Origin of the sequence: Paenibacillus xerothermodurans (assembly GCF_002220865.2) — a bacterium.
GTDB classification, from domain to species: Bacteria; Bacillota; Bacilli; order Paenibacillales; family NBRC-103111; genus Paenibacillus_S; species Paenibacillus_S xerothermodurans.
In genome coordinates this window covers 186,673-203,553 of sequence record NZ_NHRJ02000006.1, presented here as the reverse complement: position 1 = coordinate 203,553, position 16,881 = coordinate 186,673, and the positions used below count along the sequence as shown (strand labels likewise).

The following is a 16,881-nucleotide window of genomic DNA, read 5'->3' as shown; positions in this document are numbered from 1 at the left end:
TGGACGTGACACGTAAATGGACTGGTCGCGTGCAGAACTGGGGACAAATCCTGCTCCAGCTCTCCGTCTTCTTCCCTGACCGAATCGGGCATCATTTACGTTAGAATCTGTGCTTCAAGAGGGTTTACACAAAATTCTGGACAGACCCCGACGAGACGGCTTTTCAGCTTGTCTATCAGGCGACTCACCAAGATGTCTATCGGACAGTTGCCTTTCTCGTCTACAACAAACAGGACATTGAGGACATCGTGAGTGAAGTTTATTTGCGCATGTGGCGGTCGTTTCACACGTACGACTCGAGCCGGCCGTTCCGATTTTGGTTGCACGGTATCATTGTACGTCAGGTCCAGGATTGGAAAAGAAAGGCTTGGCGGCGAATTCGCATCTTTGAACGAAACCGCCAGATGACTTGCGAACAGTTCGAGTGGACGGATAAGGATGTCCTGCAGTCCGAAATGCAGCATGAGCTGTTCAGCCTTGTCCGCCAGTTGTCGTACAAACTACGTGTGGTCGTGATCCTGCGCTATTTTCACGACTATGCTCTGGAAGAAATCGCAGACATTCTGCAGATCCCCGTTGGCACAGTGAAATCCAGGCATCACCTGGCACTGAAAGAACTCCGGAAACGATTCGAAATGACGGGAGGAGACGCGTATGTCCATTGACAAGGAATTGCGTGAAGAGCTACGACAGGTGGCAGATTCGATGCACTGCCCACCCGATTTGTATGGCCGTGTCAGACAGTCCTATCAACACTATCTGAACGAAAAGAGAGGTAGATCTCCCATGAAAAAACGCATGCTCGCAGGTATTGCCGCAGTAGCAATCCTGATTCCGTCTGCTGTATTTGCTTCTTCCTATCTGGCCGATGATATATTCGGTTCTTCTGCAACCATTGAACAGCACGGCGGAACACAGGAAGATTATCAAGAGATTGAGGCAATGCTTCAAGCAGCAAAAGGCAAGCTCACGGAAGACGAATTCAAGGAGTATATGGAGCTGACCAAGCAGTTGATGCAATTAAAGCTGAAGATCACCGATGAAAATGGGGTCAAACATGAGGAGAAGCTGACCAAAGAAGAACAGCAGCAGTTTGAGCAACTCGGCTCCAAGTTGGCCCCATACTTTGAGAAGATTAACGGAACCGCCAAGCCGTAATAAAATGAAGTGGACCCGTCCGATGTGGGATTGGGTCCCTTTTTCTCGTCCAGTCAAATTTGTATGCCCAACTCCGGGCAGAACGACTACGACAACTATACCGCCGTTATTTGTAAGTGTTGATGGGTTAAGACACCGTACTCAACTAAATGGCAGGATAGTTGAATAGCACGGGGAATTACATAAACGACAGAACGTAAGCCAGTTTTTAAATACGTTAACGGCATCACATTGGGGGAGTTAAATGAGAATTGTTGTTACAGGTGGCGCGATTATAAGAGACGAGGACGGCAGAATTTTATTGCAACAAAGATCCGATTATGGAGACTGGGGACTGCCGGGTGGAGGGATGGACCCAGGAGAAAGCGTCCAAGAAACGATGATCCGAGAAGTTTATGAAGAGACAGGGCTTACAGTCAAACAATATGAACTTTACGCGATTTATAGCGGATCTAGAATGAAATATAACTATCCAGATGGGAACCAGGTTATTTTTGTGATGTTTTTGTTCGAGGTCTCCACTGACTATAGTGAACACATAGCGGACGACGGAAAATCACTTTTATTCAAAGATCCTCATAATGAATCATTGAGGTTGTGCTTTTTGGGATATAAAAGAGATCGAGCTGGATCAAATAAACGCGGTGCAGAAGCCAGTTTTCGAAGATTTGCTCAACGGTGAAGTACACATACTAAGTCATAGCTGTGATCAGCTCTCAGGAACATTCGTTCACTAATGGCAATCGGAGAGGACACACCAGTCCTCCACTTGATTATGGGTTAAAACGGTTGAACTAACTAAAAGTTATTGTGAACCATGCCTACAATGTATAATTAATTTCGTAAGCATACTTTGGAAAGCAGGGATGCTCCAAGTGATTGTAATAAGGGAGTTTTCAATTAATGATATGATGCGATCCAATGTATTGTATATTCGAAGCGGAACTGAAGGGAATGCGGCTTGAATGGTTGGACTGCAACAGCTGTACAGCTACGAAGGGGACAATGTAGCAGTAAAATCTCGGCATTAGTGGCAAAGGCAAATTACAGAGAGGAAAGTAATTGTAGCGGCAGTGATGTGCAATACTGAAAAAAGGAAAGGGATTGCGCGTTCCTCCCGGCGTGTATATACTGGGATTATCTACAGCGGCAGGAGGTATCCAGATAGACATCATGTGGTCCTAATTCCCGAGTCGGTCATGAACCTGATATTCGATAGGTCGACGACGATGCTCAGCTTTGGCGGCGGAGCGGATTAGGAAACGTGTGTCTATGGGAGCAGACTCCTTGCATACAGCACATGGCAGCGCCTTCTTAGCGTTTCGTAGAGGTGCTCGTTTTCCTTCATCCGCATACCCGAAGTTGCCGCAGGCCGAGGCCTGCGGCTTTTTGCGTCATCGGCACGGTCCATATCGAATGTCGGCGTCCCTTGCTTACAGAAACATTAAATCCATATGAAAAGCGGTGATCGTATGACATTGATTACATGTCGAAATCTCAATAAGTCGTTCGGGGAGCAGTTCGTACTGAAAAATGTCAATCTGGCTATCGGAAGTGGCGAGCGGATCGGACTAGTCGGCGTGAACGGCGCGGGCAAATCGACGCTGGCCAATCTGATTTACGGCAGCATGACGTTGGATGGGGGCACGGTTGTTCGCCACAAACGCCAGATGAAAATCGGTTATTTACTGCAGTCGACCTCGTATACCGTAAACACGTTCTCGGATATTCTCGAAGACGGTATCGGATTGCATGACGAGTTCCTCACGCTAACAAGCCATCTCGGACTTCAAAAGGTAAAGGATTGGGATGTTGAACGCGTCGAAGGCCTAAGCGGAGGCGAAAGGACGAAGTTGGCTATTGCACACATCTGGGCATCGAAGCCGGATCTGCTCATCCTTGACGAACCGACGAACCATTTGGATTTCAGCGCCGTCGACTGGCTTGTTCAGGAACTGCAGTCTTACGGAGGAACGACGCTGATTATCTCGCATGACCGTTATTTTCTCGACCAGACGGTGCAGCGGATCATCGAGCTGGATGATGGGACGAACGTCGATTACGCGGGCAATTACACGTTTTACCGGGAGGAGAAAGAGCGGCGGTTTCGCAGTCAATTGCACCAATACGAAGAGCAGCGGAAATATGAGCAGAAGATTGAAGCGGAGATCAGCAGGCTGAAAAACTGGTCGGATAAGGCCCACCGCGAGGCGGGCAAGACCGGCAAGATGGCTGATATGCGGGGCACTAAAGAGTTTTATCGAAGCAAAGCGAAGAAAATGGACCAGCAGATCAAATCTCGCATCAAGCGTCTGGAGAGGATTGCTATCGAAGGTGTCCAGCGGCCGAAAGGAGAGGCACAAGTGCGGTTCGAGCTCGAAGCCGGAGGCAAGCGTGGGAAGCGGATCATCGAGGCATCGGGGGTCGGGAAGACGTACGGAGAACGCGTATTGTTCCAGGACAGCTCATTCTACATCCAGCGCGGCGAGCGAATCGGCCTGTTGGGGCCAAACGGATGCGGCAAAACGACGCTCATTCGGTTAATCATTGGCAGCGACCAGCTCAGTTCTGGAACCCTGTGGGTCAGCCCAACGGCAAAGCTTGCCTATCTCACGCAAGACGTCATGGATCTCGAGCCGGAACGTTCGGTGTTGGACCTCATCAGCGGCTCCTACTCGTTCCGGGACGACGCCGGTAAGGTTCGCACGCTGCTCGCCAACATGGGCATCGAGGAATCGCTGCTCCGGAAACCCGTCAAGCAGCTAAGCCTTGGCGAACGAACACGGGTAAAGCTGGCGGATCTCATCATGCGCGACAAGGATGTGCTGATCCTCGATGAACCGACCAATCACTTGGATCTTGCGAGCCGCGAGCAGTTAGAGGAGACGCTGTTGTCTTATGATGGTACGCTGCTCGTCGTTTCTCACGACCGTTATTTCCTTGAAAAAACATGCGATAAGCTCCTCGTATTCGAGGGCAATCGAATTAGGCGAGTCGAGAGCGGGTTTCGGGCGTTTATGGAGAAAACTGCAAGCCGCTCAAGCTTTGACATGACCAGTAATCGCGCGGCACACCAGGCGGAGAACGACCAGATGGAGGAGAGGATGAGAGTGGAGAACCGTATGGCTGTCGTGCTTGCGGAACTAGGCTCCCATTTGCCGGGCGTTGCCCAATATGAAGTGCTGGATCGCGAGTTCAAGGAGTTGCTCGAGAGGAAAAAGCGACTAACCTAGACGGCAGTCACCTCATACGATAGTGGAGTTATCTGGGAGCAGATTTGCCGCGGCAGCTGCTCCCTGAGTTTTTATCGAAGTCTAATATATGCCATGCATCCCGCATTTCTGCGCTTCCGCCGTTTCACACTCGCAACCCGCCTCAGGCAAGACTGTGAAAATCGATATAGCCTCGGTATATAATGCTGCATCGGCGCCGGTCAAAGGGACAAAGAAATTTGCCGAGCTTGTGGAGCAGCGCGCGAACGGTACGATTAAAGTGAATGTATTTCCAAACGGACAACTGGGCTCAGAGCGGGAGCCTGTAGTACTCGCTTGGGCATGGATATCGCTTATAGCGCTGCATTTGATGAAAAATGTGCAATAACAAGGCTGGTCCTAAGAACAGCCGTAATGCAGTTAGCTCCTGTTATGGAGAAACCGATGTTTAATTCAATCAATGATAATGGAGGCGGACTTCTATGAAATTTCGAGCTGTCATTCATCAAGGTGGTAAGACAACGACAGGTGTTTATGTTCCGGAAGAAGTCGTTGCGAAACTCGGAGCCGGTAAAAAGCCGCCTGTCAAAATTACGATCGGGGGTTATACATACCGCAGTACCGCGGCGTCAATGGGCGGACAATTCGCGATCCCCCTCAGTGCGGCGGACCGTAAAAGCGGCCAATGTCGCAGGAGGCGACGAGGTGGATGTGAACATTGAACTCGATACCGAGCCTCGCGAGCTTACCGTGCCGCCCGATTTCTCGGCTGCGCTTGACCGGGTTCCAGAAGCAAGGCGTTACTTCGACGGGTTATCTTATAGCAGCAAGAGCCGTTTTGTAGTTTCGATCGAAGGTGCGAAGACAGCCGAGACTCGGCAACGGCGCATAGAAAAAGCAGTAATTACGTTGAAAGAAAGTCAAATCCAGGCTCTTTTCCAGCAGGCAGTCAAAGTACCCATTTTCAAAAGAAGGAAATGGAGCGGTTCGGCATGTTAGAAAAGGCAAAGAAGCTTGGTTACACTAAAGGTATACGGTTACTTCAAGAGTAAGTCAATACAAAAGGTTGTGTGTGAAATACTATGACCTTCGAACTTTCTTCCGAATGTGACAGTCTCGCTGTGCTAATTGGGCAGATTATTGGTAATATAAGGAATAAGGGAGGTTACGAAGAATGATAAAAGCCAAAAGAATGATGCCTGGTTCAAGGATTGCTATTATATCACCTTCAAGTGGATTACCTCATTTGTTTCCAGAGATCTACGAGCTTGGATTAAAAAGTCTGCAAGAAGTTATGGGTTTTGAAGTTGTTGAAATGCCAGCCGCAAGAATGTCTTCGGATGATTTATACAGGAATCCACAACTTCGTGCAAATGATATTAACAAATGCTTCAAGGATAATAGTATTGATGGAGTTATTACTTCAATTGGTGGGTATGAATCGATCAGAATTTTACCATTTCTAGATACTGAAACGATTATCAACAATCCGAAATTTATTATGGGTTTTTCTGATGCCACAACCTTTTTAACATATTTAAACCAGTTAGGCATGGTTACATTTTATGGACCTTCTGTTATGGCGGGGTTGGCTCAGATTAAGAACCTGCCATCGGAATATACCCAGCATTTGAAGTCAATTTTATTTGCTAACCAATTTCCCTACGAATACACTCCGTTTAAGAAATGGACAAATGGTTATAGAGATTGGAGCGATCTCGATACGTTAGGTGAGTGTGAGCAATTTTATGAAAATCGAACTGGATGGACGTTCTTGCAAGGAAACTCGGTTGAGCAGGGGTATTTGTGGGGTGGATGTATCGATGTATTAGAATTTATGAAATCGACTATCTATTGGCCGAGTGAATCATTCTGGGAAGACAAAGTTTTGTTCTTTGAAACATCGGAAGAAAAACCTTCACCCAGACAAGTCGGATACTTTCTACGCAATTATGGAATGCAAGGTATTTTCTCAAGGATTAAGGGAGTTATTTTTGGAAGAGCGAAGGATTATACCGGAGAAGAGAAGCTAAAGCTTAACGAAATTATTGTAGATGTCATTAAAGGTGAGTTTGGTGCTGAAAAGATACCGGTAGTCGTTGATTTTGATTTCGGTCATACAGATCCAAAATTGATATTACCTCTCGGGGGTAAGGTAGAATTAAATCCTGATACAAATGAAATCAAACTCTTGGATAGCCCGTTCACTGAAGCTAACTAAACTAACGGAGAATCAAATGGAAAATGGAGGGCGTGTTGCGTGGCACTAACAAATAAATTTGATGAATTCCTAATGTTATTGCGCAAATTCTAACACAGTGAACTTCACATTGCTCCAGTATTGTATGGCTCTCTGGGTCTGCAAATGAAAACGGGAATAGATTTGAAACCAAAGGATATTGACGTTCTTGTGCCACTAGAATACCTGCAAGAGAAGTGGGACTTCTTTCGACAAACAGTTGAAAAAATGGGCTATACACTTGTGGACTTACGAGAACATGAATTTCGTAAAGAAGGATTCAAGTTGGCATTTGCTTTCATTGAAGATTTGGCTGATTTTGCGGGTGTGGATTACAAAAGACTGGGAGCTGATTGAATGGAATGGAGCGAAGTATCAATCGTTGAGCTTGGAAGATTTCTTGAAGGTTTATTCAAATGAGCAACTACTGCAGTCTACTTAGACCCATTTGTGCACAGGGATCCAATTGTCGGAAACGATAGTTCGCTGGCCACCAATAGGATCGTCTAAATCGAAATGTTTGAAGCTGCCCACTGGGTAGCTTTTTTTGTTATCATGGAGAAGATGATTGTGTGAATGGAAAGGGGCGAAGGGAAATGAAGAATAACATAACAGTAAGATTGGATGATCTAGTCAGCGAAATTGAACTCCAAATTGAGGACGCTTTTACTTTTATAAACACTAAAACAGGCGAAGTTATTACATTAATGAGAGAAGAAATTGGGGCTGCCGAGGATGAAAAGCCACTCGAAAGTTTTCCTGATTGGCAAAGGGGGAACATTGAAAACGCAATTAGTATCATTGAGGATGAAGTCGGGACTTACGTTGACTTCACGTTAAGAAACGACTACAACGAATATGAAATCATGCAGGATTTTATTGGGACTCTAGATGAACACGTTAGAGAAGAGATGTATGACGCCACTAAAGGAAGAGGAGCATTTAGGAGATTTAAAGATGGAATAATAGAACATGGTGTAGATACAGATTGGTACAAGTACAAAGAAACTAAGATTAAAGAACTAGTAATTGAATGGTGTAAGGAGCACGGTATCGCAATCCAGAAGTAACAAACGGTCCGCCTGAACGAACAACGTGTTCGCTCTGGCAGAGATAGCGTTTTCGCCCTGAGCACGAATTGAATGCTGGAGATAGTTGGACGAGTGCTGGACCAGTCTGTGTTTTTTAAAATTCCCAATCATTTGCCACTGTTTATCGGATAACAATATACGGTCTCATCATCTCATAATCCTCGTGCTCCAAGATGTGGCAGTGCCAAACATATAACCCTGTGAAAGGACCAAACTTCATCATAATTCGGGTTACCTGGTTTGGATTAGCTCTTACTGTGTCCTTCCATCCTCGTTCTTGTGGCTCCGGGGGAATCGCAGTACTCGTGTACTTGATCTTTTTCTCCTTGTTATACGTTTCTACATCGAAATCCCTCCGATCCAATATTTGGAAATCAATTAAGTGCAGATGGATAGGGTGTGTATCCGTAGTTAAGTTAATTAAATACCATATTTCTGTCGATCCCAAGATTGGGTTTTCGGTTATTGGGGCGTCCCACTGTTTATTATCCAATAGCATGAATTCACGACCGAATTTATCCATATTATCATTTAATGTTAAGTATCGTATCTTTGAGGCCAAGTGCCCATTTATTTTTGGAAATGGCCTCATATGAGCTGGAATAACACTCGTATCAACACTTGACAGAGGAAGAGTCACTCTAAACTGCATCACAGTACCTGTATTTTCATCTGTCGGAGTTCCAGTCGGAAAAGGAGCAGGAGCATCGTTTACCATGATAATATTCTTGCCCTCAAGATTGCTAAAATCAATAATCACATCTGCTCGTTCTGCAGGAGCTAACATTATTTCTTTGACTCCTACCGGGTGCTGCATGAATCCACCATCTGTCCCAATTTGGAAAAGAAGTTGACCGGAATCAAGCTTTATTCGAAAGAAACGGGTGTTGGATGCGTTCAACAATCTAAATCGATATTTCCGTGGTTCCACTTTTAAGTAAGGATATACTTTGCCATTCACCAAGATCGTGTCCCCAATAAATTCAGGAACAATTGACGTTTCTAATTCCCGGATCGGTTTTTCTGGTTGCTTCGGGTAATAAAGAGAACCATCCTTATTAAAAGTCTTGTCTTGTAACATAATAGGGATCTCATATTTTCCACTTGGCAAATTCAATATACGTTCCCGATCGTCTCTGATAAGATAGAATCCTGCCAATCCTGCATACACATTTAGCCGCGTGATACCAAGCGTATGATCGTGATACCATAGAGTGCAAGCATGATTGCAATTATCATATCGATATACTTGCTTTCTAAAGTACGGACCAACTTGTTTGAATTCTTTTGTAAACCAAGCTTCCGGGTACCCGTCACTTTCCCATTCAACGCAAGCACCGTGGACGTGAACGACCGTGCGTACTTCCGGCACGTCCCTATGAGCGCCATGCACCGTAAAGTCAATAGGCAACAGATGCTTATCCGGGAGATTGTTGATCCATTTAATAAACGTGATTTCTCCGCTACCTACTTCAATGGTAGGACCCGGATAGCTGCCTTCGTACCCCCAAACAGTTGTTTCATTTAACTCACTATGTAGTGATTGCTTAAATTCCGTCATGTTCACTTGATAATAAGTATAAAACTGATTTTTCCATTTAGGTGTTAAAATAGGCGGAATAGGCAGAGCATCCACAAATTTTTGCAGCATTATCTTTTCACCCATAACTAATGGATTACCTCCCCCGCTAATGTATTTAACTAAGTTAAATTATGGTCGCGAGCTTGTTCATTATGACTGAGCTAACGAAAAACAGCAGTGCCTATGTTATGATCGGCAGCTTCGCTGCGCTAACGGGCCGTCACCGTTATAAGTGGACAATTTCTGAATCCATTATTCTATTCATAACTTATATTTAGGCGCCCTTAGTATTGACAGTACGATATGTATCGACGAGGGGAGTAGTCTCGGTGGAAAAACGCAAAGGACATATACCGCAACCTATAAGAAGTGATGGTGCCGGTTGGTGGGATTTAGGCCCACGGGACGTCATGCGAGACATGGAGAACCCCGACCTGCTAGTTCCGCCGGAAACCGATGCCGGAACGCTTCCTAACCTAAAGTTCTCTTTCTCCGATACCCATATGCAGTTAAATCACGGCGGCTGGTCAAGACAGGTTACAGTTAGACAACTTCCGATTGCGACCACGCTGGCTGGGGTGAATATGGCTCTGACTCCGGGCGGTGTGCGTGAATTACATTGGCATCAGCAAGCGGAATGGGCGATAATGCTTGTGGGACGTGCACGTATAACGTCAGTGGATCAGAACGGGAGGAATTTTATAGCCGATGTTGGCGTGGGTGACCTCTGGTTTTTTCCGCCCGGAATTCCTCATTCTATCCAAGGGCTGGAACAAGGCTGCGAGTTTTTGCTCGTCTTCGATGACGGCAGCTTTTCCGACCTCAATACTTTATCTATCTCCGATTGGTTTGCACATACGCCGAAGGACGTGCTATCGGCGAATTTTGGTGTACCGGTAAGCGCTTTTGCCCACATCCCGAAACAACAGGTCTACATTTTCCAAGGAAGCATTCCCGGACCTCTTGAAACGCAAAAAGTACCGGCTCCCCTAGGTCCTGTGCCGCTGAGCTTTTCACACCGTCTGCTTGCGCAGGAGCCGCTCGTTTTTCCAGGCGGGACAGTTCGCATCGTTGATTCAACCAATTTTCCTATTTCAACCACGGTTGCGGCAGCTTTGGTCGAAATCAAACCTGGTGGACTGAGGGAGATGCACTGGCATCCGATTGCGGATGAGTGGCAGTATTATATCACGGGAACGGCTCGAATGACGGTATTTTCAGGCGACGGGACAGCACGCACGTTTGATTACCGTGCAGGTGACGTAGGGTATGTGCCGCGCGCTTTAGGACATTACATCCAAAACACGGGTAACCAAAGTGTGTGGTTTTTAGAGATGTTCAGAAGTGACCGCTTTGAAGAGGTGTCGTTGAATCAGTGGATGGCGCTTACACCTCATCAACTGGTACAGCAAAAATTTAAATGTAGGACCAGAATTAATGAACGCATTGAGAAAGGAAAAATGGGACGTAGTGAAATATCCGGGCTTTTCATACTACCCAAGAACGAATAGATAAAAAGTAGATGCGCGCGAGTTTGCCAATTAACTGGATCTGCCTCGTTTGGTGCGCTTAATCTTGCCCTTATACTTGCCAGAGCTCAGTTACGTTAAGTTCAATCCAGCTTTTCCGCAATAACTGATACCAGCTGTCTGCACAGCTGGTTTTATTTGTACCAAAACCTAATTAGTTACCGGGCGTTCGTACGTTGATCAAACTGCAAAGGGAACTTAGCAGCGCCTACAGTTTCATTTTCACATTCCTCTCTATGATGTCTTAGCAGCCGTTCTGGCTTGTAGCACGAACCGGTCCTTTCAATTGATCGCTCTGTCATTGAACTAGACAAATTATTCGTGCGGTGAGCATGATTGCGCTGAATGTGATCTGAAAAACGCAATACCGACGCCGATTTCCTTCCTGCTACTCCCCTACCGATCCGAAATAGGACTAGACAAATTTACGATACTTTCATCTCCCCCGAACAATTTTTGTTCTTCGATTAACATCCATCGAATATCCCACATATACAATACACCTATCGACCTGTGATATACGCAGTCGCTTGGGAGGTATGACGTTCTTCACAATGATCAACAAATCCATGCAAATCAGCAAAATTATTGCCGGGGAAATCGACCAAAATATGTTCACCGCAGGCGACAGGTTGCCAACCGAAAAAGACTTGGCGGCCCGCTTTCAGGTCAGCCGTGAGACCGTCCGGAAGGCACTCAAAAACCTCATTGAAACAGGCAAGGTGCACAATATTCAAGGATCGGGCTATTATGTGCGGCACACTGGCCTACATATGGTAAGCACGTTGAACAAATTTTTAAGCATTACCGACTTGATCCGAAACGCCAATTTAACCGAGGCGGATCTGGAGGTCCAAATCTTTTTGCCGCAGAGCATTGTCGGACGCAATTTTGGTGAACTTTTTGAGCCTGGCTCCTTGTCCGTACGCCTTGAATAAAAATACGGGATTTACATTGTCGAATCATTAATGGAGATCCAAGCGGTGCGAGGAGAAGATGTGCTTCCGTATCGTTTGAAACAAAGCGCAGCTCCGCTGCTGAAATTTATCCAGGTCCATTACGACGACAAGGCAAAACCGATTTACATCTCCTACGGTTATATGAGAAACGACTTGATCCGGTTTTATGTCCGGAGAACAAGAGAAGCATATAAAAACAGAAATGAGGACTAATTGTGATGAATAGCAAGCAGCCGACTACAAAGAGCTTCGATGCCATTTATGCCGATTATTCGAACCCGAATGGGAGAGTGATGATTACCGCACATAGGGGGAATTGGAGACAGGCGCCGGAAAACTCCGTCCTCGCCATTCAATGTTCCATCGATGCCGGTGTGGACGTGGTTGAGGTTGATGTGCAGCGCACGAAGGACGGCAGATTGGTGCTCATGCACGATGATACGGTGGACCGTATGACGGATGGTTCCGGCAGGATCTCGGAGCTCACCTTTGATGCAATACGCGCGCTTCAGTTGAAAGAAGGCCAAGGAGGAGAAGATACTGCCGCTACCGCTGCACTTATTCCTACTCTCCATGAGGTCATGCTGCTCGCCAAAGACAAAGTGATGGTCAATTTGGACAAATGCTGGCACATACGCGAGGACGTGTACCAGGTGCTTGTCAACACCGGAACCGTGAAACAAGGCTTGTTCAAAAGCACGGCCGGCGTGGAGGAAGTTCAGGAGTTCTTAAGCGGCAAAAGTGAGCGGCCGGAGTTCATGCAGCTGATAAACGGCTCCAATGCACATTTGCTCGATCAAACGGATGAAATTATAACGCGAGTGCAACCGAAGGCGTTCGAACTGAACTTTGCAAAAGACGATAGTCCCGTTATCTCTGATGTAACGCTGCGGCGGCTGAAAGGCAAATGCAGAATATGGGTGAATACCATGTTTGATGCGGATTGCGGGGGGCATACGGATGCCGTGTCTCTCACCAACCCGAAGCTGGGCTGGGACTGGCACCTGGGACGGGGCGTGAATATGATCCAGACGGATTCACCCAAAGAGCTGTATGCGCATTTGAATCCAGGAAGTAAGTGACATCACGTCAAAACGACACGCTGCAAGGAGGATCATAGGTGTTGCCAAAGAACAAAAATAAAATCAAAGAAGCGGCAATAGGATACGGCTTTGTATTTCCATCCTTATTAGGCTTTAGCGTCTTTTTGTTTTATCCGTTTCTGATGTGGTTCTACTTAAGTCTTCACAGCACGAATGCGCCCGGCAACCACTGCGATACCGATTGGCAATGCATCGGTCATCTGGAAATTTTTATTTCACCCGTCCGCCGGCATGCTGAATTATTTCCTGAGCTTGCTTGGAATCCCTGAGATCGGGTGGCTGACCGACCCGACCTATGTATGCGATGCTCTCCATTTCCATTATGACCGTCTGGATACATATCGGATTCAACTATCTTGTTATTCTCAGTGGCCTAAAAGGTATCCGGGAGGATTTGTATGAAAGTGCGAAAATCGACGGTGCGGGCTCATTTGTAACAGTTTTCCATATCACCCTGCCTCTGATCTCGCCGGTACTGTTTTTTGTCAGCGTAATTTCAGTTATCAGCTCCTACAGAGCTTCGGTCAGATTTCAATTCTGACTAAAGGCGGTCCTATGAATGCAACGAATGTCGCTGTTTACGATCTGTATCAAGAGGCGTTTGTAAATTTCCGGTTTGGCAGCGGAAGTGCGCAGGCGATTGTGCTGTTCCTCATCATTCTTCTGTTCACCGTGGTGCAATTTCGGATTGGAGAAAGGAAAGTGCATTATACATGAAGCTCAGAATCACAATCAAGCGTGCAGTAACACTTTCTATTCTAGTCGCAGCTTCTGTGATGACCATTTATCCTGTGTTTTACGCCATTTCCGCAGCTATGATGACTACCGCGGAGATCGATTCGTTCCCCCCGGCGATTGTGCCGTCAACATCACATGGTGGCACTCGATGGGCGGAGAACTGGGGAAAGTTGTAGATAAGCTGGTTGCAGACTATAACGCCTCCCAATCAAAAGTGATGGTGAAGGCGGTATTCCAGGGCTCGTACGAAGAATCTCTTGCCAAAATGAAAGCGTCATTCGATTCGAAAAGCGGGCGGGCTTGATTCAAGTCAATGAAGTCGGCTCCCGGTTTATCCTGGATTCCGAGGCGACCACTCCGATGCAAACTTTTATAGACAAAGAAAAGTATGATACGTCCCATCTTGAAGGTAATATTGCCGGATTATTTAAAATAAACGGGCAGCTGAACTCCATGCCGTTCAACACTTCTAACCCCATTCTGTTTTACAACAAGGACTTGTTCAAAGCAGCAGGGCTTGACCCGGAAAAGCCTCCGACAACTTACGAGGAACTGACCACGGTGGCGCAGCAGCTGAGTAAGACAGGAGCGACCGGATTAGGAGTGTTCTATAAAGGCTGGTATATGGAACAAAATTTTCCCAGACAAACCGCTTTGTATGTCAACAATGACAATGGCCGCTCCGGAACTCCGACAGAGTCCTATCTGAATAAAGAAGCAGGTGTAAAAACCCTGACATGGTGGAAGAGTCTGGTTGACAACAAATTGGCCATTAATTTCGGCCGAAGCGGCGATGACGCGAAGAAATCATTCTTATCCCGACAAGTTGCGATGATGATCAACTCAACAGGCGGACTTCGTGGTGTTGTCGATGGAGCCGCAGGGAAATTTGCAGTGGGCACCGGATTTTTGCCTAAACCGGCAGGTACAACGGAGGGCGGCGTGGTCATCGGCGGAGGCAGCAACTGGATCTTGAACAACAAATCCGAAGCGGAGCAACAAGCGGCATGGGAGTTTATCAAGTATCTGGTTTCACCCAAGGTACAAGCTTTCTGGAGCGTGAGCAGCGGCTATTTCCCGATCACAAAAACGGCGTACGACGAACAATCGGTAAAGGACAATCTCGTGAAGTATCCGCAGTTTGTCACCGGAATCGAGCAGCTGCATCAGACGAAATCTACTCCAGCTACCCAAGGCGCCGTTATGGGCATATTTCATGAGCAGCGGCAGTTTGTCTCCACGGCAATAGAGGAGGCGCTGAACGGGAAGAAATCACCTCAGGAAGCACTGGACACTGCAGCAGACAACAGCACCAAAGCACTTATAAAATACAACCAAGCGAATAAATAGTCTTATGTGGGCTTAAGAGAGGCGGACACGAAGATGCACGGCAAATGGATCATTTCGGATCTCGACGGGACCCTCTTAAATTCCCGGCAGCAAATCCCAGAGGCTGTGAAGAAAAGAGTGCGGTTGTTTCGACAGTACGGCGGTGTGTTCACTCTGGCTACAGGCCGCTCGTTGTCCAGCGCTTTACCATTTATTGAGGAGCTTGACATCCAGGTCCCGGTCATTCTGTACAATGGTGCTAAACTGTATGACCCCGTCGAAAAAGTATTTTTCAAAGAACACTATTTGCCCCAATCGTCTTGCCGGTACGCTTTAGATATGTACGAAGGCGCCGGTAGACAAATGGGATTGAACCTGCTGATGTTTCATCAGGAGCACATCTACAGCCCTGCTATTACTCAGATCGTTGAACGGTATATGCGGAAAGATAAGGTACATGTGTCGGAAAAGTCTCCATCTGCCATGTCTGAGCAGTGTAAACGGGCCACCAAAATCATGTTTATCGGCGACTTCGCCGCGCTCCACTCGTTTCACGATAAGTTCTTTCACTGCAGCAGGGAGCCTCACCAGGCCGAATGGCATACAGTGCAATCTGAGCCGGAGCTGCTTGAGATCCTCCCGCCCCACGTCAACAAAGGCTCAGCCTGCCTGGACTTGGTCGCGTATTTGGGATTGGATCTCACAGACTTCAGCGCGGTGGGAGATAACTTGAACGACATTGAACTGCTTTCCCTCGTCGGGCATGGATTTGCGGTGCAGAACGCCCATCCGCAGTTAAAAGCAACCGCCGATTGGGTCACGGACCGGAGCAACGATGAGGATGCTATATTGGAAGTGTTCGATCATATTCAGCAGCTGTATGAATAACGATGCAGAAAACCACCCGAACGAGTGGTCTTTCCATTGTTTGATGAGTTTAAAGTAGAATTAGGAGAAATCCCAAGCAATCGAGGTTAATTATCGTTATGTCCAACGATCAGTCTTTCACCATGGTGCCCGGCATTTTTATAAAAAGGAGGTGGATTGCCAAATGTTGAAAATGCGTAAGGGGCTTGTATTACTCACCATGGGTTTAATTTTATTCATTTGCTCTGTATCACCCGTCTTTCTTATCTTGAGGGAGAATATAATTGAATCTTCGGCGCAGGCAAATTATACGATAACTTATCTAGAGCCCATCCATGATCGTGTCGACTTTGGTGGTAATACTATTGAAATACTCAATAGGCCAAGTGATGATTTATCAGCGGTGGTTCAATTGCGAATAAATGAAAAAATACTTGGGGAGCCGTACCACATACAGTTAATTAAGGGGTCGGCTTATAAGTATTGGGCTTGGATCGGGGTATTAAAAATACAAAATAAGAGGAATAACACCGAAAATTTAGCTGTGGTGCAGCGTATTCCACATCACGATCAGGACGATCTCACTAATCGCCAGTGGAATATTTATTACTTAGATCAGACAAAAAATGTCACACAAGAACAGGTATCTGTGAATGACAGGCCAAACACCTACCTAGGAGTAAAACTGCTTATGTCCAGTGGGACTATATTGTCACCGTTCGGATACGAATCGGATATTCGCTATCAATCTGGCAATCCGTATGCGACGGTAATTCCTGTTGTCATTTTCATCGTTGGCACGATGTTAACCATTATCGGCTTAGCCAGGTACATTTATAATCGGAGGGCGTAAACGGTTTGGCGGTAAAGACGTTTAATTCCGCTTTGACTAATACGTGACTTTGACCTACGTAGGATTTGACGCGACAACCTTTGATGCAGCGGTACTCATTCCAACATTAAGTTAAAAACTCGGATGCACACAGGGTCACGTCGAGCAGCTCTCCATGTGTTTATTCACAGCGTTATCCACAATATCAACAACTATTAAGACACTGCTGTGCATATCTTTTT

At 46.4% G+C, this 16,881-nt stretch carries 18 protein-coding genes and 2 pseudogenes; 19 read left to right on the top strand and 1 reads right to left on the bottom strand.

Translation table 11 applies throughout. The features are described 5' to 3' along the window. Positions 1–107 precede the first annotated feature (107 nt). From CBW46_RS12880 to CBW46_RS12840, 10 genes are all read left to right on the top strand, one after another. Positions 108–665, top strand: a complete 558-nt coding sequence (locus CBW46_RS12880) for a sigma-70 family RNA polymerase sigma factor (RefSeq protein ID WP_089200401.1) — start codon at positions 108–110, stop codon at positions 663–665. Further along, a complete protein-coding gene (locus CBW46_RS12875) occupies positions 655–1,158 on the top strand; it encodes a DUF3600 domain-containing protein (protein ID WP_089200400.1) in 504 nt (167 codons plus the stop codon). The genes CBW46_RS12880 and CBW46_RS12875 overlap by 11 nt, the downstream gene beginning before the upstream one ends. Before the next feature lie 244 nt (positions 1,159–1,402). Then, the gene (locus CBW46_RS12870; RefSeq protein WP_243633295.1) at positions 1,403–1,840 is read left to right on the top strand and encodes an NUDIX domain-containing protein; all 438 of its coding nucleotides are present in this window, start codon (positions 1,403–1,405) and stop codon (positions 1,838–1,840) included. A gap of 790 nt (positions 1,841–2,630) precedes the next feature. After that, on the top strand, positions 2,631–4,391 hold the full coding sequence (gene abc-f, locus CBW46_RS12865; protein WP_089200399.1) for a ribosomal protection-like ABC-F family protein: 1,761 nt from the start codon (positions 2,631–2,633) through the stop codon (positions 4,389–4,391). 154 nt (positions 4,392–4,545) lie between these two features. Further along, positions 4,546–4,758: a hypothetical protein gene (locus tag CBW46_RS22070; RefSeq protein WP_341538188.1), complete on the top strand. Its 213-nt coding sequence runs from the start codon at positions 4,546–4,548 to the stop codon at positions 4,756–4,758. Positions 4,759–4,852: 94 nt separating this feature from the next. Further along, positions 4,853–5,092 (top strand): DUF1905 domain-containing protein, encoded by a 240-nt coding sequence (locus tag CBW46_RS21815; RefSeq protein WP_243633294.1) that lies wholly within the window; start codon positions 4,853–4,855, stop codon positions 5,090–5,092. Beyond that, entirely contained in the window at positions 5,076–5,369 is a 294-nt protein-coding gene (locus tag CBW46_RS21810) for a YdeI/OmpD-associated family protein (RefSeq protein ID WP_243633293.1), read from the top strand. The genes CBW46_RS21815 and CBW46_RS21810 overlap by 17 nt, the downstream gene beginning before the upstream one ends. 175 nt (positions 5,370–5,544) lie before the next feature. Next, on the top strand, positions 5,545–6,591 hold the full coding sequence (locus CBW46_RS12850; RefSeq protein WP_089200397.1) for a S66 family peptidase: 1,047 nt from the start codon (positions 5,545–5,547) through the stop codon (positions 6,589–6,591). Positions 6,592–6,735: 144 nt separating this feature from the next. Continuing rightward, positions 6,736–6,966, top strand: a complete 231-nt coding sequence (locus CBW46_RS12845) for a hypothetical protein (RefSeq protein ID WP_089200396.1) — start codon at positions 6,736–6,738, stop codon at positions 6,964–6,966. A 239-nt stretch (positions 6,967–7,205) separates the two neighbouring features. Beyond that, positions 7,206–7,679, top strand: a complete 474-nt coding sequence (locus CBW46_RS12840; protein WP_089200395.1) for a UPF0158 family protein — start codon at positions 7,206–7,208, stop codon at positions 7,677–7,679. Between the two features lie 142 nt (positions 7,680–7,821). Here CBW46_RS12840 and CBW46_RS12835 read toward each other — a convergent pair whose 3' ends face one another. Continuing rightward, positions 7,822–9,354 carry a multicopper oxidase family protein gene (locus CBW46_RS12835; protein WP_089200414.1) on the bottom strand — a complete coding sequence of 511 codons (1,533 nt, stop codon included), beginning with the start codon at positions 9,352–9,354 and terminating at the stop codon, positions 7,822–7,824. A gap of 338 nt (positions 9,355–9,692) precedes the next feature. Here CBW46_RS12835 and CBW46_RS12830 point away from each other — a divergent pair. From CBW46_RS12830 to CBW46_RS12790, 9 genes and pseudogenes are all read left to right on the top strand, one after another. Next, positions 9,693–10,797: pseudogene (locus CBW46_RS12830) on the top strand (oxalate decarboxylase family bicupin). A gap of 553 nt (positions 10,798–11,350) precedes the next feature. Continuing rightward, on the top strand, positions 11,351–11,749 hold the full coding sequence (locus CBW46_RS12825; RefSeq protein WP_089200394.1) for a GntR family transcriptional regulator: 399 nt from the start codon (positions 11,351–11,353) through the stop codon (positions 11,747–11,749). A 45-nt stretch (positions 11,750–11,794) separates the two neighbouring features. Continuing rightward, a complete protein-coding gene (locus CBW46_RS12820; protein WP_089200393.1) occupies positions 11,795–11,983 on the top strand; it encodes a hypothetical protein in 189 nt (62 codons plus the stop codon). A gap of 5 nt (positions 11,984–11,988) precedes the next feature. Continuing rightward, complete coding sequence (locus CBW46_RS12815) at positions 11,989–12,852, top strand: glycerophosphodiester phosphodiesterase family protein (RefSeq protein WP_133253980.1); 864 nt, start codon at positions 11,989–11,991, stop codon at positions 12,850–12,852. Between the two features lie 38 nt (positions 12,853–12,890). Further along, positions 12,891–13,590, top strand: a pseudogene (locus CBW46_RS22305) (carbohydrate ABC transporter permease). A gap of 169 nt (positions 13,591–13,759) precedes the next feature. Further along, positions 13,760–13,915 (top strand): hypothetical protein, encoded by a 156-nt coding sequence (locus CBW46_RS22160; protein WP_341538185.1) that lies wholly within the window; start codon positions 13,760–13,762, stop codon positions 13,913–13,915. Beyond that, positions 13,912–14,961 carry an ABC transporter substrate-binding protein gene (locus CBW46_RS12800; RefSeq protein WP_341538184.1) on the top strand — a complete coding sequence of 350 codons (1,050 nt, stop codon included), beginning with the start codon at positions 13,912–13,914 and terminating at the stop codon, positions 14,959–14,961. Before CBW46_RS22160 ends, CBW46_RS12800 begins: the two co-directional genes overlap by 4 nt. A gap of 33 nt (positions 14,962–14,994) precedes the next feature. Continuing rightward, positions 14,995–15,828, top strand: coding sequence for a Cof-type HAD-IIB family hydrolase (locus CBW46_RS12795; protein ID WP_089200390.1), 834 nt, complete (start codon positions 14,995–14,997; stop codon positions 15,826–15,828). A gap of 163 nt (positions 15,829–15,991) precedes the next feature. Beyond that, positions 15,992–16,660, top strand: coding sequence for a hypothetical protein (locus CBW46_RS12790; protein ID WP_089200389.1), 669 nt, complete (start codon positions 15,992–15,994; stop codon positions 16,658–16,660). Positions 16,661–16,881 lie beyond the last annotated feature (221 nt).